Origin of the sequence: Pedobacter duraquae (genome assembly GCF_004362245.1) — a bacterium.
GTDB classification, from domain to species: Bacteria; Bacteroidota; Bacteroidia; order Sphingobacteriales; family Sphingobacteriaceae; genus Pedobacter; species Pedobacter duraquae.
In genome coordinates this window covers 460,791-483,513 of the sequence record NZ_SNWM01000004.1, presented here as the reverse complement: position 1 = coordinate 483,513, position 22,723 = coordinate 460,791, and the positions used below count along the sequence as shown (strand labels likewise).

Annotated in this window: 18 protein-coding genes and 1 other RNA gene; 8 read left to right on the top strand and 11 right to left on the bottom strand. The window is 43.6% G+C overall.

The features are described from left to right. Window positions 1-2: 2 nt before the first annotated feature. Both CLV32_RS17720 and CLV32_RS17715 read right to left on the bottom strand, forming a co-directional pair. Entirely contained in the window at window positions 3-1,598 is a 1,596-nt protein-coding gene (locus CLV32_RS17720; RefSeq protein WP_133557995.1) for an ATP-dependent DNA ligase, read from the bottom strand. Between the two features lies 1 nt (window position 1,599). Continuing rightward, window positions 1,600-2,616: a ligase-associated DNA damage response exonuclease gene (locus CLV32_RS17715; protein ID WP_133557993.1), complete on the bottom strand. Its 1,017-nt coding sequence runs from the start codon at window positions 2,614-2,616 to the stop codon at window positions 1,600-1,602. A gap of 126 nt (window positions 2,617-2,742) precedes the next feature. Between CLV32_RS17715 and CLV32_RS17710 the strand changes: the two genes are divergently transcribed. Beyond that, a complete protein-coding gene (locus CLV32_RS17710; protein WP_133557991.1) occupies window positions 2,743-3,459 on the top strand; it encodes a pirin family protein in 717 nt (238 codons plus the stop codon). Window positions 3,460-3,461: 2 nt separating this feature from the next. Further along, the gene (locus CLV32_RS17705) at window positions 3,462-3,761 is read left to right on the top strand and encodes a hypothetical protein (protein ID WP_133557989.1); all 300 of its coding nucleotides are present in this window, start codon (window positions 3,462-3,464) and stop codon (window positions 3,759-3,761) included. A 34-nt stretch (window positions 3,762-3,795) separates the two neighbouring features. On the opposite strand, the gene CLV32_RS17700 is transcribed toward CLV32_RS17705, so the two are convergent. The 6 genes from CLV32_RS17700 to CLV32_RS17675 form a co-directional block, all read right to left on the bottom strand. After that, complete coding sequence (locus CLV32_RS17700) at window positions 3,796-5,937, bottom strand: S9 family peptidase (RefSeq protein WP_243732346.1); 2,142 nt, start codon at window positions 5,935-5,937, stop codon at window positions 3,796-3,798. 45 nt (window positions 5,938-5,982) lie between these two features. Beyond that, on the bottom strand, window positions 5,983-6,660 hold the full coding sequence (locus CLV32_RS17695; protein ID WP_133557984.1) for a hypothetical protein: 678 nt from the start codon (window positions 6,658-6,660) through the stop codon (window positions 5,983-5,985). Window positions 6,661-6,672: 12 nt separating this feature from the next. Further along, complete coding sequence (locus CLV32_RS17690) at window positions 6,673-7,452, bottom strand: enoyl-CoA hydratase/isomerase family protein (protein ID WP_133557982.1); 780 nt, start codon at window positions 7,450-7,452, stop codon at window positions 6,673-6,675. Between the two features lie 77 nt (window positions 7,453-7,529). Then, window positions 7,530-9,161, bottom strand: a complete 1,632-nt coding sequence (locus CLV32_RS17685) for a ComEC/Rec2 family competence protein (RefSeq protein ID WP_133557981.1) — start codon at window positions 9,159-9,161, stop codon at window positions 7,530-7,532. A gap of 2 nt (window positions 9,162-9,163) precedes the next feature. After that, window positions 9,164-11,200, bottom strand: a complete 2,037-nt coding sequence (locus CLV32_RS17680; RefSeq protein WP_133557979.1) for a helix-hairpin-helix domain-containing protein — start codon at window positions 11,198-11,200, stop codon at window positions 9,164-9,166. A gap of 63 nt (window positions 11,201-11,263) precedes the next feature. After that, window positions 11,264-11,599: a MerR family transcriptional regulator gene (locus CLV32_RS17675; RefSeq protein WP_133557977.1), complete on the bottom strand. Its 336-nt coding sequence runs from the start codon at window positions 11,597-11,599 to the stop codon at window positions 11,264-11,266. A gap of 114 nt (window positions 11,600-11,713) precedes the next feature. Here CLV32_RS17675 and alaS point away from each other — a divergent pair, with 114 nt between their 5' ends. Further along, a complete protein-coding gene (alaS, locus tag CLV32_RS17670; protein WP_133557975.1) occupies window positions 11,714-14,413 on the top strand; it encodes an alanine--tRNA ligase in 2,700 nt (899 codons plus the stop codon). A gap of 38 nt (window positions 14,414-14,451) precedes the next feature. Here alaS and CLV32_RS17665 read toward each other — a convergent pair whose 3' ends face one another. Further along, window positions 14,452-14,787: a hypothetical protein gene (locus CLV32_RS17665; RefSeq protein WP_133557973.1), complete on the bottom strand. Its 336-nt coding sequence runs from the start codon at window positions 14,785-14,787 to the stop codon at window positions 14,452-14,454. 106 nt (window positions 14,788-14,893) lie between these two features. Between CLV32_RS17665 and gatB the strand changes: the two genes are divergently transcribed. The 5 genes from gatB (at window position 14,894) to CLV32_RS17640 (ending at window position 20,842) form a co-directional block, all read left to right on the top strand. Beyond that, the gene (gatB, locus tag CLV32_RS17660) at window positions 14,894-16,345 is read left to right on the top strand and encodes an Asp-tRNA(Asn)/Glu-tRNA(Gln) amidotransferase subunit GatB (protein WP_133557971.1); all 1,452 of its coding nucleotides are present in this window, start codon (window positions 14,894-14,896) and stop codon (window positions 16,343-16,345) included. A 3-nt stretch (window positions 16,346-16,348) separates the two neighbouring features. Next, window positions 16,349-17,455, top strand: coding sequence for a TlpA disulfide reductase family protein (locus CLV32_RS17655; protein WP_133557969.1), 1,107 nt, complete (start codon window positions 16,349-16,351; stop codon window positions 17,453-17,455). Window positions 17,456-17,561: 106 nt separating this feature from the next. After that, window positions 17,562-18,251 (top strand): response regulator transcription factor, encoded by a 690-nt coding sequence (locus CLV32_RS17650; protein WP_133557967.1) that lies wholly within the window; start codon window positions 17,562-17,564, stop codon window positions 18,249-18,251. Window positions 18,252-18,278: 27 nt separating this feature from the next. Further along, window positions 18,279-19,001: an RluA family pseudouridine synthase gene (locus tag CLV32_RS17645; protein WP_133557965.1), complete on the top strand. Its 723-nt coding sequence runs from the start codon at window positions 18,279-18,281 to the stop codon at window positions 18,999-19,001. 11 nt (window positions 19,002-19,012) lie between these two features. Further along, window positions 19,013-20,842 (top strand): chloride channel protein, encoded by a 1,830-nt coding sequence (locus tag CLV32_RS17640; RefSeq protein ID WP_133557963.1) that lies wholly within the window; start codon window positions 19,013-19,015, stop codon window positions 20,840-20,842. Window positions 20,843-20,846: 4 nt separating this feature from the next. Here the strand turns inward: CLV32_RS17640 and CLV32_RS17635 are convergent, their stop codons facing one another. Both CLV32_RS17635 and rnpB read right to left on the bottom strand, forming a co-directional pair. Further along, a complete protein-coding gene (locus tag CLV32_RS17635) occupies window positions 20,847-22,253 on the bottom strand; it encodes a sigma-54-dependent transcriptional regulator (RefSeq protein WP_133557961.1) in 1,407 nt (468 codons plus the stop codon). 74 nt (window positions 22,254-22,327) lie between these two features. Next, window positions 22,328-22,697, bottom strand: an RNA gene (gene rnpB, locus CLV32_RS17630) — RNase P RNA component class A. Window positions 22,698-22,723: the final 26 nt, after the last annotated feature.

Below are 22,723 nucleotides of genomic sequence, written 5' to 3'. Positions count from 1 at the left end.
GATTAGGCTAATGTAGATTGCAATAACTGACGCAGGTCGTCCAGGGTATTGATTTCATCAGCTTTTTTATCCTTTCTCCACCTGGCAATCCGGGGAAAGCGTAGCGCAAGTCCCGCTTTGTGGCGTTTACTTTCAGCAATACCTTCAAAAGCAATTTCAAAAACCAGCTCTGGTTTTACTGTTCTTACAGGGCCGAATTTCTCCACGGCATTTTTCTTTACAAAACGGTCTACTTCCTTAATTTCAAGATCTGTTAATCCTGAATATGCTTTGGCAACTGTAATCAGTTTCTCCCCATCGCGTACAGCAAAGGTATAATCGGTGAAGAAATTCGCCCTTCTTCCACTGCCTTTCTGCGCGTAGATCATTACGGTATCTACCGTATAAGGATTAATTTTCCATTTCCACCAGTCACCACGTTTTCTGCCACTGTGGTATAAAGAATCGAGTTTCTTCAGCATCAGGCCTTCACTATTATTGTCGCGTGCACCCTGACGGATTTCTGCCAGTTCATCCCAATTCGCAAAACTAACCACTGGAGATAGAATGGCAATATCTTTAGTGACTAATTTTTCCATCAGGTCTTCCAGCAAGGTCCTGCGCTCTGCCAATGGCTTATTACGGATATCTTCAGTGGCATGCTCCAGCAAGTCGTACGTGTAAAACCCGATCGGGGCATCCTGGAGTTGACTTTTATTAATTGTTTTTCTGTTTAAGCGTTGTTGGAGGATGCTGAATGCCTGCACCTGCCCGTCTTTTACAGAAAGGATTTCGCCATCCAGCACGGTTCCATCGGCAAGCTCGTCTTTCAGAAAGTGAAGTTCCGGGAACTGATCCGTTACAAGCTCTTCTCCGCGCGACCAGATAAACAACTCACCATTGCGCTTCACAATCTGCCCACGAATGCCATCCCATTTCCATTCAGCCTGCCAGCTCTCTTCGGCACCCAGGGATACCGGTTCTACTTCAAGGGCGTAGGCCAGGCAGAAGGGGTAGGGCCAGGAGTTATCGGTATTTACATGCGCACCGGCAATAAGCTCATCAAAGGTAATTTCCTCGGGCTTCCATTTACCCATGATGCTGTGCATGATTTTGTTGCTTTCTGTGCCACTTTGTTTAGCGAGGGCATTAACCAGCATCTTATGAGAAACACCAATTCTGAAGTTTCCTGAAATCAGTTTATTAAAGATAAAACGCTGCTGGGTATCCAGGCTATCCCATGCCCATAAAATAAATTCCTTTTTTGCTGCATCATCTTTCCCATTCAGCGCTGCAAGGTCTTTGATCCATTCGTGTAGTTTTCGGTCGGTTACGCGGATTGGCGGAGGCAGGACCAAAGCAATAGTCTCACTGAGGTCGCCTACACTATGGTAACTCTCGCCAAAAAGCCATGCGGGCACACCGCTCAGCTCAATTGCCCATTCTTTAATCAGGGCAGTACTTACCGGGCGCTTTGGCCGCTTACCAGTAAACATCGCTATCACATAAGGCATATCTTCTGCTGCGGCATTTGTAAAATAGTCTACCAGGGCAGCAATCTTATCGTTAGTCTTATTGCTCATTTCGAGCTGCTGTATTAATTCTGTAAACCTCTTCACGTTATGCTTCTTTAACCAATATTTCCTGCTCCTCTTCCTCTTCGTTGCCGTATTGCGTTTTTACCTCTTCAGAAGCAATGCCTATCTCATTCAGATATTTCGAAAAGGTCGCAGTAAATCCATGGGTTACAAATACCTTTTCAGCACCGGTAGCATGGATAGCCGAAAGCAGCCCCGGCCAGTCCGCATGATCACTCAGTGCAAACCCTGCATCAGCACTTCGCCATCTTCTACTTGCGCGTACCTGCATCCATCCCGAGCATACACCCGTAGCTGCGCTCTGCAGATTTTTGATCCACCTTCCTTCTGCCAATGCTGGTGGAACGATAACAATCCCTTGCTGCAGCGTTTCCTTTTTAATATCAGCATTGATGCGAATAGTCTCGGGAAGATCTACGCCTGACCTGCGGAATCCTTCGTTAAGGTTTTCTATAGAGTTGTGCACATAGATCGGGGAGTGGCCAGTCAGGTTTTTTATCAGGCGCTGTGCTTTACCCAGGCTATAGGCCACCAGCACGCTTGTTTTGCCTTTATCCTGATTGTTTGTTACCCAGTCGCCAATCTGGTCAAAAATTTGCTGCTGTGGCTGCCATTTGTAGATCGGAAGTCCAAAAGTGCTTTCAGAAACGAAACTATGGCATTTTACAGGCTCAAAGGCTGTGCTGATGCCATCATATTCCACCTTATAGTCGCCAGAAACCACACAAATCTCACCCTTGTATTCGAGTCTGATCTGTGCCGAACCGATTACATGGCCAGCAGGGAAAAGGCTAATCTTGACGCCGTTGATAGTTATTTCTTTATTATAGGGGAGTGTTTCAATTTTGAGATCTGCTCCAAGTCGCTGTTGCAAGATAGACTTAGTCAGATCATGACAGAGGTACGCCTTATTGCCCCATTTAACATGGTCGGCATGGCCATGTGTGGTCACAGCAAGATCTACAGGCCTCCAGGGATCGATGTAAAAATCTCCCTGTTTACAGTATATACCCTTGTTCGTAAATTTTATCAATCCCATAGTATGCAAACAAGCGTTGCAGGTTAATGTTTTGGTTCCACGATCCAGTAGCCTAAGCATTTCTTATCTTATGATAATGCGCAGCATTTTGCCGTCAGCTACCTTTGCTATATAAATTATAAAAAGATGGCACAAACAGTTTTTCATAGCGCTGGTACACGTGGCGCAGCAAGTCACGGCTGGCTGGAAACCTTTCATACGTTCAGTTTTGCAAAATATTATAATCCCGAAAGGATGAACTTTGGTGCACTCAGGGTATTGAATGACGATGATATCGCTGGAGGCAGAGGATTTGGCGAACATCCACATGATAACATGGAGATCATCACCATTCCTTTTGAGGGTGCTTTAAAACACGAAGACAGCATGGGCAATGAGGCTGTCGTTCAGGCAGGAGAAATCCAGGTAATGAGTGCAGGTACAGGAATCTACCATAAAGAGTTTAATGCCAATCCGGACCAAAGAGTTAAACTTTTACAAATCTGGTTGTTTCCGAACAAACGGAACGTAACGCCCAGATATGATCAGCAGGCATTTGACCTTGATGCGCATACCAATGAACTTGTTCAGATCCTCTCTCCTGATGAAAATGATGCAGGTGTATGGATTCATCAGGATGCCTGGTTTAACCTGGGTAAATTTGATCAGGAAAAGGAATTCAGCTACCAGCTTAAAGGAAAGGGGAACGGCGTATATGTTTTCGTTCTAAAAGGCACAGCTACCGCTGCAGGTCAGGATTTACAGGAAAGAGATGCTGTAGGTGTTTGGGATACGGAGTCATTCAACATCAAAACTGCCCCGGGCACACAAATATTACTCATGGAAGTTCCAATGTCAATTTAATTATGGAAAAAGTAGAAATCCTCGTTGTAGGCTGTAATCCAGAGATCCTTGCCGTTATTTTGAGGCTGATCAATGCCAATGAGCAATGGAATGCCACCGGTGCTGCTAGTTATGCAGAAACTATTGATTTCTTGCAGTCGGGAACATATAGCTTGCTGTTATTGGGTGCCGGACTTGCAGAAGATGAAGAAACAGGTTTACGGGATTTTGCTTCAGCGAACTTCCCGGATCTGAAGATCGTGGATCATTTTGGTGGGGGCAGTGGACTCCTTTTTGCAGAGATTTATCAGGCGCTGACCTAAAAAAAATGACCTTGCATTGCAAGGTCATTTTTTTTTATTTGCCTCCCGGAGGGCAATGTTCCCTAAGGAACTTGGTGAAGATTAAGCTCAAGTGTTTGGAGGTACCTTCGCCTTCGCTAATACCATGTGTCCGGTTAGGGTATGACATCAATTGAAAAACCTTACCATTCTTAATAAGTTCGTTGATTAGCATTTCTGCATTCTGGTAGTGAACGTTGTCATCACCAGTACCATGGATATACAACAGATCTCCTTTTAATCCTTTAACATGGCTAACCGGAGAGCCTTTTACATAAGCTTCAGTGCTTTTTAGCGGAGAGCCCATGTAGCGTTCCTGATAAATGTTATCGTAGGTAAGCTGATTGCCGACAGCTGCTACAGCAATCCCTGTTTTATAGATATCGGGATATTGGAACATCAGATTCAGCGTAGAAGAACCACCGCCACTCCAACCATATACAGCAACCCTGTCTTTGTCGACAAAGCTCCATTCCAATATTTTCTTAGCAGCCATCGCCTGATCACGGATATTTAAGATACCGATGTTTTTATAGATACTTTTACGCCATTCCCGACCCTTAGGAACCGGGGTGCCGCGATTTTCTACAGAAATATAGATGTAACCATCTTGCGCAAGATCACCGTTATAGTTGCCATTCCGTTCTACACCATAAGTATCCCTAACTGTGGCGCTTCCCGGTTCTCCATAAACATAGAACAGCACGGGGTATTTTTTAGTAGGATCAAAATTTTCAGGTTTTTTCATCCATCCGTCCAGCTCAATGCCATCTTCGGTTTTCACCTTAAAAAATTCCGTAGGATTTTTTACCGGTTTAACTTTAGCAAGCTGATTGCTTAAGCTGCCATCCATTGTCAAAGGGTTTCCAGTGCTCAGGTTCATCCATTCGGTGATCCTCGGAATGGTAACACTCGTATATGTATGGCGGGCATAAATGCCGTTTGGAGATATGCTATATGTGTGTGTGCCGGGAAGTATTGATGGCGTTACGCGATCCAGCTTACCTTTTCCATCCAGACTTGTCTGATACAAATACCGTTGGGTTGCATTTGTTGGCGAGGCCATAAAGTAAATTTTATTTGCTTTTTCATCTATCAGCGTAGTTTCAATGGCATCATAATCACCCTTTGTAATTAAGGTTTGTTTTTTTCCATCGCGACTAACACGATAATAATGGTGCCAGCCATCCTTCTCACTTGCCCAGATAAATTCTTTATTTCCATTTAGCCAGGTCCATCCTGCACCTTCCTCTATCCAGGCTTTATCGCTATCAGTATAGATATTGTTTGCCGTACCAGTCTGCGCATTGGCTACAAATAATTTTGAGATGTTCTGTTCCCTGTTCAGCTGTTGTAAAATAACCTCATTACTTGCCGGAATCCATTCCATCCTCGGGATATAATTTTGCTTCTGATCGCCAGGAATCTTTAACCATACCGTCGCCGCTGTATTCACGTTTACCACGCCAACCTTGCATGCTGATGGATCTTCACCAACAACAGGATACTCCAGAGGTACTGTAAAAGGATAAATTGAATCCGTGTTGTTAATCATCAAGAACTTTTTGATTTTCGACGCATCAAGTTGCCAATAAGCAATGGAAGCACCATCGGGACTCCAGCTAAATCCATCACGGCAGTTGAATTCTTCCTCGTAGGCCCAGTCGAACGTACCATTGATCAGTGTTTCCGTTCCATCTGTTGTCAACGCTTTGCTTGTTTTTGCGGCAAGGTCTTCCACATAGATGTTGTGCTTGCTTACATACGCAACTTTATTTCCATCCGGGGAGAATTTAGCAAACATCAAGGAAGATGCAGGTTTGTCCTTACCAACCTGCTGCACACTATTGGTTTTCAGGTCAACAACATAATAATCGCCACGAGTGTTATAACGCCACACACGTTTTGAATTGGTAAAGATGAGCGCCTTTGTGCCATCAGCAGAAAAGCTGAAGCTTCTGCCTATCCCGCCGCTTACGCCAGCCTGTTTCAATATAGCGCCAGAAAGCACTACTTTACGTTCCATTTTTGGGAGGGTAACCAACACAATGGAACCATCCTGCACATCGTAATAGCCATTGCCATCCGTAGTCCAGTCTGGTCCGGTTTTACCTTGTCCAAAGGTAACAGCTGCAGAGAGCAGCAGAATAAACTGCATTAAAACAGTTTTTGTACTAAATCTATTCATATACTATTGTCCTGATTATTGTCCGCCACGCATGGCATTAATTTCGTCCATCGTTTTTTCTTCGTATCCTGAAGGAATAACGATAGAGAAGGGACCTACTTTTGCCTCTTTGATACTTTTTACTGTTAATGTGCTTGGCGCACCATTCTGTACCGCCGTGAACTGCAGTAACGTTCCTGGAACCTCTTCAAATCCCGACATGCGTGCACCTGGCGACAACTGTACGTCTTTGCTTGTCCAAAGTTCATAAGCAGCACCATTCTGATCCGTGTAAGTGTACTGCTCGGCATTATATCCTGCAATCATTTTTTTTACACCAGTAGCTTTGAAGTTGCTGTATTTGGTATCTCCTTTTTCTTTAGCTAAAAACTCGGTAGTCCTTTTTGCAGCATATTGTTTTTGAGCGATAGGAATGTCGATCAGGAGAAGTCCGGCGTGTGCTACGGCATCGTCTATTACTGTAACCATCGCCGGGCCTAACTGTAATTTTAGTCTGGACAGGTTTCCTGCAAAATCCACTTTACTTTCTTTAGGAAGCATGGATTCATCGATTTGAGCTTTCTGCTCTGCAGTGAATCCGTAAGTAATGCCATAGGTGATCGTTCCTGAACTAACTACCTTCTGACCCTTAGCGTAAATTGCTGTGGTGACTAAGATGAGCGCTATAACGCTGGTTTTGATTGATTTAAGCATGATTATGTATGTTTACCATTTAATTTTTTCTTTTTCTACGAAAGAGGCGATGCCTTTTTTAAAATCACTGCTTTCGCGTACTCTGGCATTGATTTGAACTGCAAACTCCAGGTTTTTCTCTAGCAATGGATTGGTCGTTTGTCCAATCAGTTGCTTGGTAACCATCAATGAGTTGGCTGATGTTTCGTTGCATAAAGTTAAAGCAAAATCTTGTACCCGCCGTTCTATTTCTGATTGTTCTGCCAAAAATGTAATCAGACCGAAGTCAAGTGCTTGCTGCGCAGGGAATAATTCGCCGGTTAGTAAAATCCGCTTTGCAATAGTCTCACTGGTTTTACGTAACAAAAAGCAGGATACTATAGCTGGAACAAAACCCAGCTTAACTTCAGTATATCCGAAATTTGCTTCTGGAACGGCAAAGCTGATGTCGCAAACTGTGGCCAGACCGCAGCCTCCGGCAATTGCATGTCCCTCTACCTGAGCGATCACTACTTTCGGCAGGTAATAGATAGTGGTATAAAGTTTTTTTAGGTTTTCTGAGTCTTTTAGATTTTCCTCATGTGTATTTTGCTGCAGCTGTTGAAGATAGGCGAGGTCGGCCCCGGCGCTGAACACAGCGCCGTTAGCCTTCAGAATAATAACTTTTACAGCGTCATCTTCGGAAGCGTCTAAAAATGCTGTTGTCAGACTCGCTATTAGTTCAGGGTTGAGTGCATTTCTTTTGTCTGGACGGTTTATTGTTATCGTGGCCACCCGACTCGAAACAGAATATAAAACCAAAGGTGTTGTCATAGGATATATTTGGAAGTTTTATTGCTTTTTTAACGAATCAAATATCCTTTATTTTCTTTAATTAAATAATTGGCAACCTAAAAATCTTTGATGGCCTTGACATTTCTAAGTACGTATGGTTTTTTACGTGTTTCCAGTGTCCGGATAAGCCGACTGGACGACAGTATAAGTAGAAAAGCTAACCCAGTCAGCAGTAGTTTCGTTTTGTAATTAAAAAAAGCAACGGTAAGCAGTATGATTGCTATATATAGACTGCAAAGTTCGAAAACCGTCATCGACACATTACCAATGCTGGCCAGTGGTAATGTCGACATCCAGAGCAGCATTCTATTGGTTAAAACAATTAGCCCTTCCAGTAAGGGGGCAAGAAATTCTAGTCGAAGGGCAATAACGAGTATTCCAAGGTACATCATTAACGTTACAGGAATAGCGATCAACAGATTGCTGAACAGGAAATAGACGGGGAATTGATGGAAATAGTACAGTGCCAATGGAAAGGTAAACAACTGCGCAGCTAAGGAAAGTGCAATGGCGTCCCAGATCGTGCGCATGAGGTAGTTTTTAAATGTAAACCATTTTCTAATCACCGGTTGTATGGTTAGCAACCCAAAAACAGAAAGATAGGATAGCTGGAAGCCCACATCAAACATCAAAAATGTATCTGTAACCAACAAGACGCAGGCGGAGAAAGCCAGGATGTTTAAGCCAGAAGTAATCCTCCGGGATGCTGTGGCTGTTATCATCACAGTGATCATGATCGCTGATCGGAGTACTGCTGGGGAGAACCCTGTGAGTAGGGCATAGGCCCATATCAATAGCACGATGACTACCAGCTTTAATCTCTTTGCCCACTTCCGGTAATTCATCACGATCAGCATCTTATCCAGCAATAAGTAAATGAGGCCTACGTGCATGCCCGAGACCGAGAGTGCATGTATTGTTCCTGTTCTCGCATAAGAGCTGATTGTAGTAGCGCTAAGGTCAGACCTGTATCCGAGAATGAGCGTAACAGCTACCGCTGCGGCTTCTTTATCCTTAATCAGCGTAGTGAGTTTGTCTACCTGTTTCTTGCGCAGGCGCAGGGCATAGTCGATTATCGGGTTACCCTTATGGGTAGCCACCCGCACAAAGTTCTTTTCACCAATACTGGCCTGGCGGTAGATATGTTGCGTGGCCATCCAATATTGTACATCGAACTGACCTGTGTTTTTTGGCGGGTTGATTTTTTTTAAACGCGCCCGGATCGCGAGTTCATCTCCGTAACTTAATCTGAGCTGCGCTCCGGGTTTTCTAAAAACCGTTAACATGATTTTCTCAGTTTTCGCTGGGAAGACCTGAGCGCCGCTATTGATCAGCAATGCTTTGCAGCGAATAAATCTGGCCTTATATTGGGGTTCATCGATCAGTCTGACATAAACACCCGATTGCATAGTATCCTTACTCTGAACCGGCGTATAGGTAGACTTTTGAAATAGGCAGATCCAGACACCACCATAAAAATAGAGACTATAGACAAGTAGGGTTCGTTCCGCACCAAACCGGTGCATGGACAAGCGGGAATACCAAAGACAGCCTATCACAAAAAGACTCAGTAATAGCCCAAAGGTGTATGCCGCAACGGTATAGGTAAAAAGCCCGTCTAGCCTATAGGCGCAATAGATGCCCAACAGCATCGGGATAGCCATCCTTACGAAAAATAACCTGGCCATTGTTAAAACTGCAATCTCCCCTGCAGTTTAACTTCCGATTTCTTATTCCCTTCAATAATATCCAAACCAGAGCCCACAGTAGCTACATCTCTATACATAAAACATGCATACCGTAAGTATAAGGATAAACGCTTTACTGGGTCGTAGGTTATGTTGAGGTATGTTCGGATGCCTTTACCCTGGTACAAACCAAAGCCACTACTATAAAGGATATCATCTTCATAGGCATACAGCCTGCTGTTATAAGAATCTGTTTTGAACCAGGCTATTCTTGAGGTGAATTTTAATGCGCGGCGCATTTTACAAGCCAGGTCCTGATAAAATAGAAACCCCGTTTCTGCCATAGGGCCCTTCCTGTAGCGCACCATTTCGATCCTGCTTTCCAATCCTACCGATCTGTTCAAGGCCCAGTTTACCGACATTCTGGATGTTAACTTTATCACCTGTGGTAATGTATGCCTGTCGTCGCTGTTTTGGGCTTTCGACTCGACCTTGAATCTCGCTACTACTTTAAAAGTTTTGTTTGGCGTGTGAATCAGCTGGATCAGGTTTTCGAAACCAGCGGAGGCAGAATCAATCCTGTATTTTGCCGACTGGAAATTAAAACGATCTGTCGCCGCAGAGAGCAGCCAGTGCGTATTTGGCTGAAAGTTAAGACCGAAATACCAGGCATTTTCGTTCTTTGCATCTGTGTTCTCTCCCAGGCTATGACCTATAAAGGTATGATATTGTTTTCCATACATCCGGTTTAGCACTGCGAACGATAGCTGCTTGGCAACGCTTACCAACACGCCATTTATGGTAGACTGGCCTCCGGGAAAGCTTTTGGCGGTTTCTCCATATAAATAGATATTGCGGTAGGTGTAGTTGTAACTGACACTGGTATTCCGGAGCATGTTGCCTGTAAAATTAAATTGGTTATACAAAGCCGTCCCTTTAATAAACGGATGACTATATGTTGTTTGATAAGCGAGTATGCCAAATTCCAAGGCACTAGATCTATACTGTAAGGTGTTTCCAACGAGCGTCTGCCCAAGTGCATCGTGGTTTTTAATCTCCGTTGCTGTGCGATGCAATCCGCTTTCGCTGATTGTTACCTGCGCCAGGGTACCGTCAGGCTGCTCCCTCAGAGTCGCATCCTGATTCAGTTTAGAAACGAAGACCGTCCATACCCAGGATTTTGCAGGTTTAAGCGCAATGGCGAGCCCCCTTAAAAATGAACTTTCATTTGTGGAGGTGTATGGACGTAAGCCTGCGTCATTTTTGGAAAGCGTGGTCACGTCAGCACCTTTTCCATAGCCAAATCCAGACCATAAGCTTAGCCCTTGTCCAAACTGGAAGCTATAATCTCCCACTATAACCTGCCTTAACAGCTGTTTTCCGTTGTACGCTACATGCCAGGAAAGGAAGTCTATGTTCGTAGATTGTCTGAAAAATGGCTCCCCAGCATCTTTTTCTGCTACAAAGCTGGCCGAAAGCAGGTCCTTTACGCGGAACTTATATTTCATGAGCCCCTTGCCGGGGTCGCCCAGATAATGACTGCCAGGCAAATCGCCATAACCCTTTTGATGTTCCAGCACACGTCCATACCTTAACAGCAGTTCCTGCTCAGCGGATTTACCAATTTGCCGCAATATTCCCGATGGCGTGGTAGCAACAGTATTCAGTGTAACGAAAGGCAGGAGGTAGCTGATCGTTTTCACATCGAAATTAGGAACGGCCTGTAGCTCCAGCAAATTGATCAGTTTCCCATTTTTCCTGACATAATCGAAAAAGGCAGCAATCTGCAGCGGGGATAAAAAGAAAAGCTTTCGTAATGCTTCGGGACTCGTATTGTTTAGGTCCAGAGGGTGTTTGGTGATCCAGTTTAATGTTTCCTCAAGTTCCGAAAGATCAGTGTCTTCAGGAATTTCCAGATCCAATTCCTGCAAAATCGATTTGTAAATTGCCTCCTGACTGCATGACTTCAGTGTCCAGGCACTCAGGAGGAGGAGCAAAAGATAACGCAGGCTGTAGTGCCAAAAGGATTGACTGTGCATTGTACAGTTGTTTCCTTCAAACTACTGTAAAATTACACAAACAAAAAAATATTTTTTAGAAAGTTATATCTCGTCGTTTAACTTTAGTAAGAAGTCTTTTAGCTTTTCAAGCGATGCAATGATCTTCTGATTCTCCTTGATCTCCCCGGTATTTGTTTTTAAGTGTTCCTTTGCTCCCTTAAGTGTAAAACCTTTATCGTCTACCAGGTGAAAAATGATCTTTAAATTTTCAATATCTTCGGGGGTAAACAGGCGGTTACCCTTTTTGTTTTTCTTAGGTTTCAGTACTTCAAATTCCTTCTCATAAAAACGGATCTGAGAAGCATTTACACCAAACATTTCAGTCACCTCGCCCATGGTGTAATACATTTTATTAATTTCTCGATCTTTATAAGGCATAGTTTGGTGTTGATTATTAGTGGATTATAGGATTTATTTAAAGTAGTCAAATGTAAAGGGATTTTAGTAGAATACCGTAATAAAATTTTAATTTTGTTGGATATAGAAAAACAGATGACAGCAAAAGAAATCAGAAAGGCATATTTAGAATTTTTTAAATCCAAAGCGCATCATATTGTTCCATCCGCACCTATAGTGGTAAAGAACGATCCGACTTTGATGTTTACCAATGCCGGAATGAATCAGTTTAAAGACCTTTTCCTGGGGGAGGCACCCATAAAATATAAGCGTGTTACCGATACTCAACGTTGCCTGCGTGTTTCAGGTAAACACAATGATCTTGAAGAAGTAGGAATAGATACCTATCACCATACGATGTTCGAGATGCTTGGTAACTGGAGCTTTGGCGACTATTTTAAAAAGGAAGCCATCGCCTGGAGTTGGGAGCTACTTACCGAGGTTTATAAAATTCCTAAAGAACAGCTCTACGTATCAGTTTTCGAAGGAGACGATAAAGAAGGATTGCCAAGGGATACCGAGGCTTACGAGATCTGGAAACAGTATGTTGATGAAGACCGAATCATTCTGGGCAATAAAAAAGACAATTTCTGGGAGATGGGCGATACTGGTCCCTGCGGTCCATGTTCAGAAATCCATGTGGATTGCCGTACACCGGAAGAACGTGCAGCAAGCAGTGGCAAAGACCTGGTCAATGCTGATCACCCACAGGTTATCGAGATTTGGAATAATGTATTTATGCAGTTTAACAGGTTGAAAGACGGATCATTGCAGCCGCTACCTGCCCAGCATGTTGATACAGGAATGGGCTTTGAACGTCTGGTTCGCGTACTGCAGCAGAAGTCATCAAACTACGATACCGATGTTTTTCAACCGCTGATTCAGTTTATCGCTGCACGCTCGGGAAAAACCTATGGCGATAACGAGGAAACAGATATCGCAATGCGCGTTATGGCCGATCACATCCGTGCAATTTCCTTTGTTATTGCAGACGGACAGTTGCCATCAAACAACAAAGCAGGTTATGTGATCCGCAGAATTTTACGCCGTGCTGTACGTTATGCCTATACCTTCCTGGATTTTAAAGAGCCATTTTTGAATCAACTTGTTCCTGTACTCGCTGAGCAGTTTAAAGGAGTTTTTGACGAACTTGCAGCACAGCAGGATTTTGTACAGAAAGTCGTATTAGAAGAAGAGATATCCTTTTTACGTACCCTTGCCACAGGAATTCAGCGCTTTGAAGCCTATACAAAGAAGCAGGCAGATTTCCTGATGTCGGAAAATGCAATAGAACCTGAGAAATCTTTTACCGATGCATGGGTATATAGCATCCTTAAAGATCAGATGGTAATTTCAGGCGAATTTGCTTTTGAATTGAACGATACCTACGGGTTTCCAATCGATTTGACGGAGTTGATGGCCCGCGAGAAACGCTGGGCGGTCGACATGGATGAATATAATAAAGCCTTGTTGAAGCAAAAGGAACGTTCCCGTGCGGCTACAGCTATTGATACTGGCGACTGGATTTTGGTTAAGCCAGATCTGGAAGTAGAATTTGTTGGTTATGATGATACCGAAGCGGAAACGGAAATAGTTAAATACCGTAAGGTAAGTGCCAAAGGAAAAGAGCAATATCAGATCGTGTTAAGTAAAACACCTTTCTACGCAGAGAGTGGGGGTCAGGTAGGTGATACCGGACGACTTGAAGACCATTCGCGCCTGTTTTTTGTGGAGATCACAGACACCAAGAAAGAGAATGGTGTAATTGTTCATTACGCGGATACACTTCCCGAAGATTTAGACGGACAGTTCTGGGCGGTGATTGATGAGAAAAATAGAATCCTGTCGCAAGACAACCATACAGCAACACATTTGCTCCATGCGGCACTCAAAAAAGTATTGGGAACGCATGTCAACCAAAAAGGATCTTTGGTTAATCCAGACTACCTGCGTTTCGACTTCTCGCACTTTGCAAAAATAAGTGATGAAGACCTGGCGAGCATTGAACACCTGGTCAACGAAAAGATCCGGGCAAACATTCCCCTCAAAGAACAAAGATATGTACCTTACGAAGAAGCAATCTCTAGTGGAGTTACGGCGTTGTTTGGTGAGAAATATGGAGATCTGGTACGTGTGATCACTTTTGATGACCATTATTCTAAAGAGTTGTGTGGCGGAACACATGTTAAGGCAACAGGACAGATTGGTTATTTTAAGATCATTTCAGAAAGTGCCGTTGCAGCGGGTGTTCGCCGGATTGAGGCAATTACTGCCGACAAAGCCGAAGCATTTATTCTGGATCAAAATAAAGAACTCAATGCTTTGCGTGCATTGCTTAAGGGGAATAAAGACCTTGCTGCTGCTGTTGCAGGTCTGCTTGACGAAAATGCGCGTTTAAAAAAGGATGCTGATAAAGCTGTTGTAGAACAGGCAGCTAATCTGAAACATGAAATTGTTCACCATCTCAAAACGATCAACGGTATCAACCTGATCGCGACACATGTGGCGCTGCCGAATGCTGAGGCTGTTAAAAACCTCGCCTTCGCCGTTAAAGATCTGGTTGACGACCTGTTTCTGGTTTTCACCACACTGATTGATGATAAGCCGGGTATTACCGTGATGCTGTCCGAAAATCTCGTTGCCGATCGTGGTCTGAATGCATCCAATATTGTTAGAGAGCTTGCTAAAGATATCCAGGGTGGAGGAGGTGGCCAGCCTTTCTATGCTACCGCTGGCGGTAAAAATAAAGAAGGACTCAGTTTAGTCCTTCAAAAAGCCGAATCGCTGATCAGTTAAAATAAAAATGGCATCCAGTTGGATGCCATTTTTCATATCTAGTGTCTGCCTCTACCGTGTCCATGACCGTGAGCCGGACCTCTGTTGATCACACGAACACGTTCAACTCTATTATAGTGACGCGGTCTGCTGATATAAGTTCGCGTTCTGTATACGCGTCTCGGTGCCTCGCGATAAACAACCGTTCTACGCACTACGCGCTGCGGCGCATAGTTGACAACCCTGTATTGCGGTTGAGGGGCGTAATAGTAATCAGTAGCATACCACTGTGGCTGCGGTGTACCGATATTAACATTTAAACTAACCTGAGCTTTCGCCTGACTTGAAAGCAACGCTGTGAAGCCAATGGCTGCAACTAACAATAACTTTTTCATAATGTTTCATATTTGTGTAAACAAGTAATTCAAAGTCTGTGCCAGACTCAATATTGTACCGTATTTAGAACCTATATCACTTTAATGGTTATATTTGCTTGACAAAATGAATAAAGATCAGACGCAATTTGAGTTGGTATCCGGACTTGAGATTCATGTGCAGTTAAATACAGCAACAAAAATCTTTGCTCCTGATAGTGCTGCCTTTGGCGCACAACCCAATGAACATATTTCTGCAGTAACCCTGGGCCTGCCAGGGGCACTTCCCAAATTAAACCGGGAAGTTATCGCTAAGGCCGTCCGTATCGGACTGGCATTAAACTGCCGCATTAATCAAACGAACTTTTTTGACCGTAAAAATTATTTCTACGCCGATCTTCCCAAAGGATACCAGATCACGCAGGACGCCATGCCTATCTGTGGTAAGGGATATATAGACCTTACACTTTCCGATGGTGCCGAAAAAAGGATCGGTATCAACCGGATCCATCTGGAAGAGGACGCTGGAAAAAGTTTACATGATCAGGATCCTGACTTCTCGTATGTTGACCTAAACCGTGCTGGTGTTCCACTGATAGAAATTGTTACTGAACCCGATATTCGATCTGCTGAAGAAGCATCTGTATTGCTTACCGAGATCAGGAAACTTGTTCGCCACCTGAATGTTAGCGATGGCAATATGGAAGAGGGAAGCCTGCGTTGTGATGCAAATATCTCCATTCGCCCGCAGGGCGATACTACTTATGGTACCCGCTGCGAGGTTAAAAACCTGAACTCCATCCGTAACGTACGCCGGGCTATTACTTTCGAAGTCAGCCGACAGGCCGACGTGTTAACTGCGGGAGGCAAAATTATTCAGAGCACGCTCAACTTTGATGCTGAGCAAGGTACTACTTCGCCTATGCGGAGTAAGGAGGAAGCTAATGATTACCGGTATTTTCCGGATCCAGATCTTGCGCCAGTTGTGATCTCTGACGAATGGCTGCAGCAGATTAAAGAAAGTATGCCTGCCTTGCCAAAAGTGATCGCAGCAGCACTTGTTGCCAAATATCAGATCAATGGTTCTGATGCAGCTATCATTGCTGATGATACAGATCTGCTCAGTTACTTTAATCTGGCCTTGCCTACGCTACGCCAACCGCGGAGCCTGGTTAATTGGCTTACAGGGCCGATCCGTTCCTTATTAAATGAGCAAAACATCCAGATTGCCGATTTTGGAGTAAATCCAGGACAACTGGCGGAGTTGATTAATCTTGTAGACGAAAAAAAAATAACCCAACAGGTTGCCCTGCAGCAGGTGCTGCCGGCAATTGACGGTACACTACAAACCAGCGTAACAGATTTTGCAGCAGCACAAAACCTGTTGATTGTAGAGAATGCTGACGAGCTGTCGGCCTTCGTAGATCAGGTACTAGCAAAGCTACAGCCGCAGGTTGTCGCTTATAAAAACGGTAAAAAGGGAGTTTTGGGCCTGTTTGTGGGTGAAGTAATGAAGTTAGCCAAAGGAAAGGCCGATCCGCAAAAAGTGAATGCGGCCATCCTCGAAAAATTAAAATAAACTATGAAAAGATTAGCCTATTTATTCTGCATCTGCTTAAGCCTTGCAGCTTGTAAAGACAAAACAAAATTTACCATTACTGGTACATTTAAAAATTCTCAACCACAAAGTAAGGTGTACCTCTATGGGCAGGCGGGAAATAAGCCTGTTGCCTTAGACTCCACTGTGCTATCTGAAAAAGGAGAGTTTCAGTTTTCAAGCAGCACCAAGGGTGTCGATTTCTTTAAAATTTCTGCCGGACATAATGAGTACGTGATCATCGCTAAAAATGGCGACCAGATTAAGATCAGTGCTGATCTTGCTGATCAGAGTATGGACTATACTTTGTCGGGAGCCGAAGAAGCAGATAAATTACAGGAGCTAAACACAACCAAAAATAAGTATACCGCTAAAATGGCGGAGCTGCAGAAGCAGTTTGAGGAACTGGTAGAGAAGGAACCGCAAAATCGCGAGATGATTGCCAACCAGATGCGTCCGGAGCTTACCAAACGTACTGACTCGCTATTGAACTTTGTACTTAACTTCGCGCTGGAGAATCCAAAGTCGTTGGCCAGTTTCTATGCCATCAATTCACTGAACCCTTCAGATTACGAAAAAGAGTTTCTGGAATATGCTGATAAAATCAAAAGCAACTTCAATGAAAATGCTGCAGTAACAGACTTTCTGGTAAGAATGGCCAAATTGAAAAGTGTTCAGGTAGGGCAGGTTGCCCCGGCATTCACCATGAATAGTATTGCTGGTAAACCTGTAAGCCTGGCAGATTTCAAAGGAAAGTATGTGCTTTTAGATTTTTGGGCATCATGGTGCCTGCCCTGCAGACATGAAAATCCAAATGTAGTTAAGGCATACCATACCTTTAAAGATAAAAACTTCACCGTATTCAGTATTTCTCTGGATAAAGATCCCGTAGCCTGGAAACAGGCGGTAGATGCAGATCACCTGGATTGGACACATGCAAGTGAACTCAAGGATTTTGAAGGCCCAACGGTAAGACTCTATCAGGTAGAGGGCATTCCAAGTTCTTTCCTGCTGGATCCTAATGGAAAGATCATTGCTAAGAATCTACGTGGGGAGGATTTAGAGAACTTCTTAAACAAAACCTTACGCTAAGCCTAAATTCATGTTAAAAAGGTCGACGTCCTTAACAATTTGTTAACGTGACGTTAACCGTATCGTATAATAGTTTACCTATTTTCGTAACAAATATTTAAAGAATATGAGCACCGTAAACCAAAAGATTCTGATTGTTGATGATGAGCCTGATATTTTAGAATTGGTAGAGTACAATCTAAAGAAAGAAGGTTACCAGGTATTCACAGCCAGCAATGGTCAGGAAGGTATAGCCCTCGCTAAAAAGGTGCACCCAGACCTGATTGTCCTAGATATTATGATGCCGAAGATGGATGGTATTGAAGCCTGCAGGCTGATGCGTGCCATCCCCGAATTTAAAAATACATTCATGGTATTCCTGACCGCCAGAAGCGAGGAGTATTCTGAAATTGCAGGTTTTAATGTTGGTGCGGATGATTATATCGCCAAACCAATTAAACCGAGAGCTCTGGTAAGCCGAATCAATGCAATCCTTCGAAGGAATGCCAGTGCTGAAGAAGTTTCTGAGAATAAAATCGAGATTGGTGACCTGGTTATTGACAGAGAAGCCTACCTTGTTTTTCAATCCGGAGAAAAGGTTGTCCTTGCCAAAAAAGAATTTGAATTATTATACCTCCTGGCCTCTAAACCAGGTAAAGTATATACCCGCGAGTCGATCCTCAAAAATATCTGGGAGGATTCTGTGGTCGTTACCAACCGTACTATTGATGTGCATATCCGTAAGCTCAGAGAGAAGTTGGGCGAAACTTATGTGTCAACAGTAAAAGGAGTGGGGTATAAATTCGAACTTTCTTAGTACTTTTGTACTTTAGAATTCATCGTATTGAAATATCCTTCTTTTAAAGATCTTATATTGTTCGAAAACGACGATTTTATCGTTGTCAACAAACCACCCTTCGTAGCGTCACTTGATGAGCGCGGAGGTTCAGGTGAAGTAAACATCCTGCGCCTGGCAAAACAATACAGTGCTGACGCGCAGGTATGTCACCGCCTCGACAAAGAAACGTCGGGAGCCATCATCATTGCCAAACACCCGGAGGCCTACCGCTCTGTAGCTATACAGTTTGAAAAACGCCGGGTTAAAAAAACATACCATGCCGTTGTAGACGGTCAGTTTGTATTTAACGACCTGTTTATCGATTTGCCAATTCTGAATGATGGCAATAAAAGTGTAACGATAGACAGGAAAGAAGGCAAGCGTGCCGAAACCTATTTCAATTCCATCGTACAGTACAGACATTATACCCTGGTGGAGTGTAAGCCAATTACCGGCCGGATGCACCAGATCAGGATTCACCTGGCAACACAGCGTGCTGCAATTGTTGGTGATCATATGTATAAAGGTAAACCCGTTTACCTGTCAGCAATCAAAAAAGGATACAGGATCGCCAAAGATGATGAGGAACAGCCTATCATGAAAAGATTTGCGCTACATGCCAAACATCTTGTTTTTAAAGGACTTGATGAACAGGATATCGTGATTGACGCGCCATACCCTAAAGATTTCGCAACGCTCATCAAATTACTAGATAAATTTGACAGTTAAACCCTTAAGCCATGTACTTGAAATTAGTGAGCTATGTAGATACCATCAATCAATATCGCCGAACTAAGATTTCAAACAGAAATTTTCTTGTCCTTGCCGCGATCGTAGTTGGCGTGCTTGCCGGGCTTGCAGCATCCCTGCTCAAGTCTATCACCCACCATATCGAGGAGTTTCTGCAGACGGGCTTTAATTGGGAGTATAAATATTACCTGTACCTTTTCTTCCCGATGATCGGGATTTTACTAACCGTGCTGTACATCCGGAGGTTCATCAGAAAGGGCAAGTTTGAAACAGGGTTAACACCTCTGTTATATACGATTTCCAAAAAATCAAGTAAAGTTGAGCCACACAATATTTATTCTCAAATCATCACCGCCGCTTTAACAGTCGGCTTTGGTGGGTCGAGCGGACTAGAAGCACCTATTGTAACCAGTGGATCTGCAATAGGATCTTCTCTGGGCAGGTTTCTGGGCTTGTCGTATCGGGAAACAACGATGTTACTTGCCTGTGGTGCTGCCGCCGGAATAGCCGGTGCATTTAACAGCCCCATTGCTGGGATCGTATTTGCCATTGAGATCCTGCTTCCCGAGTTTACCATTCCTGCATTTATTCCTTTATTATTATCTGCAGCAACAGCTGCTGTAGTCGCGCGTTTGTTTTATACCGAGCAGCTCTTCTTTCTGGTTACTGAAGGCTGGAAAATGAACGCCCTGATATGGTATGTTGTCCTGGCCATCCTGATTGGCTTGTTCTCTATTTACTTTACCAAGGCTAACAAAGCAATTAAGGGCTATTTTTATAGCATCAAACATCCCTATAAAAAAGTTGTGATTGGCGGACTTATGTTGGGCGCACTGGTATTTGTGTTTCCTGCGCTTTATGGAGAAGGCTATATCACCATTAAACAATTACTTTCCGGTAATTATAGCTCTGTAGTCAGCAATAGTTTATTCGCAAGCTATAATACCATGCCTGGTGTCATCATCCTCTTTACTACCATCACTATTTTTGCAAAATCTGCGGCCACATTGGTTACCCTTGGCGCGGGTGGAAATGGAGGTACTTTTGCACCCAGCCTCATCATGGGCGGACTTATCGGATTCATCCTGGCATTCAGCATCAATACGCTCGGCATTGCCGAAGTAAGTATCCCGAATTTTATAGTCGCAGGTATGGCGGCAGCACTCAGCGCCATTATGCATGCACCGCTTACTGGTATTTTTCTTATTGCTGAGATTACCGGTGGCTATGTACTTATGGTGCCATTGATGATCACATCCGCTATTTCTTATTTTATCAATAGGGGTACCTATAAATATTCCATTTACACCAATCCTCTGGCCGAGAGTGGTGCGTTGTTGTCGCATGAAGATAAAGATACTACGGTATTGAACATGATGACCTTAAAGCAACTGATAGAGAAAGATTACCTGGTCTTTAAGGAAAGTGATTTACTTAGTACAAGGATGCCAGAAATTCTTCAGTCTAAACGAAATGTGTTTGTGGTAGCTGACGAAATGCTGGGGTTTAAGGGGCTATTATATGTAGAAGATGTACTGCGCAATACAGTAACCGTTGCCGGGAAGGCGGACGATGCTGTCGCAGATGAAAAAGCTAATGACAGTAATGCACTAAAAGTGAAAGATCTTGTACAACAGGCGGCAGCGGTAGTTACGCTCGATGAACCTTTGGTTGATGTACTTAATAAGATGGAGCGCGAAAATGTATGGTTACTCCCTGTACTTACCGCAAATGGCAGTTTTATAGGATTTGTGTCCAAAACTGCAATCTTCAATAAATACAGGGCGCTGTTGAGTCGGCAGGCCGACTTTATAGAGTAAGAAGCTATTCGCTTACTCTCTTTAAACCAAATTTCTCTATTTTACTGTACAGGTGACTGCGTTGAATATCAATGTCGTCAGCAGTTTTCGATACATTCCAGTTGTTTTTCTCCAGCTTGAACTTAATAAATTCTCTTTCAGCGTGGTCTTTATAGTCCTGGAAATTACTAAACTGCTCAAAGTTAGGGAAGCTGGCATTACTGTTTGACACAGGTGTTCCGTTACCGATAGCAGCACCGATGTTTGTTCCGCCGGTTGGATTGGCAAAAGCAACCACATCCTGTTCTGTAATGGTTTTATCACTCAGGATAATCAATCGCTCGATCATGTTGTGAAGTTCCCTTACGTTACCCGTCCATGGCAGGGCTTTCAAGGCATTCATTCCACCCGGACTGATACTTTTTACAGGCATACCATAATCCTTGCAGATATCTTCAAGAAAGCTTTGTGCAATTTCAGGGATATCTTCTGTACGCTCCGTTAAGTGTGGCACATGGATATTAATTACGTTGAGGCGGTGGTATAAGTCCATACGGAAATTACCGGCTTCAATTTCTTTCATTAAATCTTTGTTGGTCGCAGCAAGTACCCGAACGTTTACTTCAAGTTCTTTTTCTCCACCTACGCGACTGATTTTATGTTCCTGCAGCGCACGCAATACTTTAGCCTGTGCAGAAAGACTCATATCGCCAATCTCATCCAGGAATAATGTACCACCATTTGCCAGTTCAAACTTCCCGATACGCTGTTTTACGGCTGAGGTAAATGAACCTTTCTCGTGACCAAACAATTCACTTTCAATTAACTCAGAAGGAATAGCAGCACAGTTAACTTCGATAAGGGGACTGTCGGCGCGGTTAGATTTTTCATGTAACCAACGGGCTACAAGTTCCTTTCCACTACCGTTGGCACCTGTAATCAACACACGGGCTTCAGTAGGAGCAACACGTTCAATAGTTTCTTTGATTTTAGCGATGCTGTCAGAATTTCCAAGGATATCGCGTGTTTTACTTACCCGGCGTTTTAATACCTTGGTTTCTGTTACCAGGCTACCTCTGTCTAACGCATTTCTAACAGTAATTAAAAGGCGGTTCAGATCAGGTGGTTTAGAGATAAAATCAAATGCACCTTTCTTACTTGCCTCGATGGCAGTCTCTACCGTACCATGACCAGAGATCATGATAAAAGGAAGATCCGGGCTGTAGGCAAGCGCTTGTTCAAGCACTTCCATACCATCCATCTTATTCATTTTGATATCGCATAAAACGAGATCAAACTTTTTCTTTTTAATCAGGGCTAAACCTTCGACGCCGTTATCAATGTCATCAACCTCATAATTCTCGTACTCCAGAATTTCGCGTAAAGTACTCCTTATTGCACGCTCGTCATCTATGATTAATAATTTTGCCATTCGGTATATAAAGTCTATTGTTCAGATTATAGGACACGAATATATTACTTTTATCCATATCCCAGTATAAAATAAAAAAATGCAAGCCTATAAGCCGGGTTCTGTATCCGATAAATCGGTTTCTACCATTAATCTACTATAAATGTCGCCATTTATCTCTAACGACCTACCCACTAACATCGGACGAGCAGCCCTACATGCGTTAGCCTATTTGGTCTTTCAACTCCCGGGGTTTACCACCACACCGGTTACCCGGCACAGTCGTGAGCTCTTACCTCACGATTTCAACCTTACCTGTGCTTGCGCCATCGGCGGTATATTTTCTGCGGCACTTTCCATAATTCGGGTGTTCAATCCCAAACCTCTTCCCGTTAGGAAGCGGGATGCTCTGCGTTGCCCGGACTTTCCTCCCCGATAGATCGCGGCGGTAGAACAGCTTGCATTTTCCTGCAAAGATAGCAATACCTTAC

Coding starts and splice junctions, on each gene's coding strand:
- CLV32_RS17680 (WP_133557979.1), bottom strand. CDS start 11,200: ATGCACAGTCAATCCTTTTGGCACTACAGCCTGCGTTATCTTTTGCTC.
- CLV32_RS17675 (WP_133557977.1), bottom strand. CDS start 11,599: ATGCCTTATAAAGATCGAGAAATTAATAAAATGTATTACACCATGGGC.
- CLV32_RS17655 (WP_133557969.1), top strand. CDS start 16,349: ATGAAAAGATTAGCCTATTTATTCTGCATCTGCTTAAGCCTTGCAGCT.
- CLV32_RS17640 (WP_133557963.1), top strand. CDS start 19,013: ATGTACTTGAAATTAGTGAGCTATGTAGATACCATCAATCAATATCGC.
- CLV32_RS17690 (WP_133557982.1), bottom strand. CDS start 7,452: ATGACAACACCTTTGGTTTTATATTCTGTTTCGAGTCGGGTGGCCACG.
- CLV32_RS17665 (WP_133557973.1), bottom strand. CDS start 14,787: ATGAAAAAGTTATTGTTAGTTGCAGCCATTGGCTTCACAGCGTTGCTT.
- CLV32_RS17685 (WP_133557981.1), bottom strand. CDS start 9,161: ATGGCCAGGTTATTTTTCGTAAGGATGGCTATCCCGATGCTGTTGGGC.
- CLV32_RS17715 (WP_133557993.1), bottom strand. CDS start 2,616: ATGGGATTGATAAAATTTACGAACAAGGGTATATACTGTAAACAGGGA.
- CLV32_RS17700 (WP_243732346.1), bottom strand. CDS start 5,937: ATGCAGTTTATTCTGCTGCTCTCTGCAGCTGTTACCTTTGGACAAGGT.
- alaS (WP_133557975.1), top strand. CDS start 11,714: ATGACAGCAAAAGAAATCAGAAAGGCATATTTAGAATTTTTTAAATCC.
- CLV32_RS17650 (WP_133557967.1), top strand. CDS start 17,562: ATGAGCACCGTAAACCAAAAGATTCTGATTGTTGATGATGAGCCTGAT.
- gatB (WP_133557971.1), top strand. CDS start 14,894: ATGAATAAAGATCAGACGCAATTTGAGTTGGTATCCGGACTTGAGATT.
- CLV32_RS17710 (WP_133557991.1), top strand. CDS start 2,743: ATGGCACAAACAGTTTTTCATAGCGCTGGTACACGTGGCGCAGCAAGT.
- CLV32_RS17705 (WP_133557989.1), top strand. CDS start 3,462: ATGGAAAAAGTAGAAATCCTCGTTGTAGGCTGTAATCCAGAGATCCTT.
- CLV32_RS17635 (WP_133557961.1), bottom strand. CDS start 22,253: ATGGCAAAATTATTAATCATAGATGACGAGCGTGCAATAAGGAGTACT.
- CLV32_RS17695 (WP_133557984.1), bottom strand. CDS start 6,660: ATGCTTAAATCAATCAAAACCAGCGTTATAGCGCTCATCTTAGTCACC.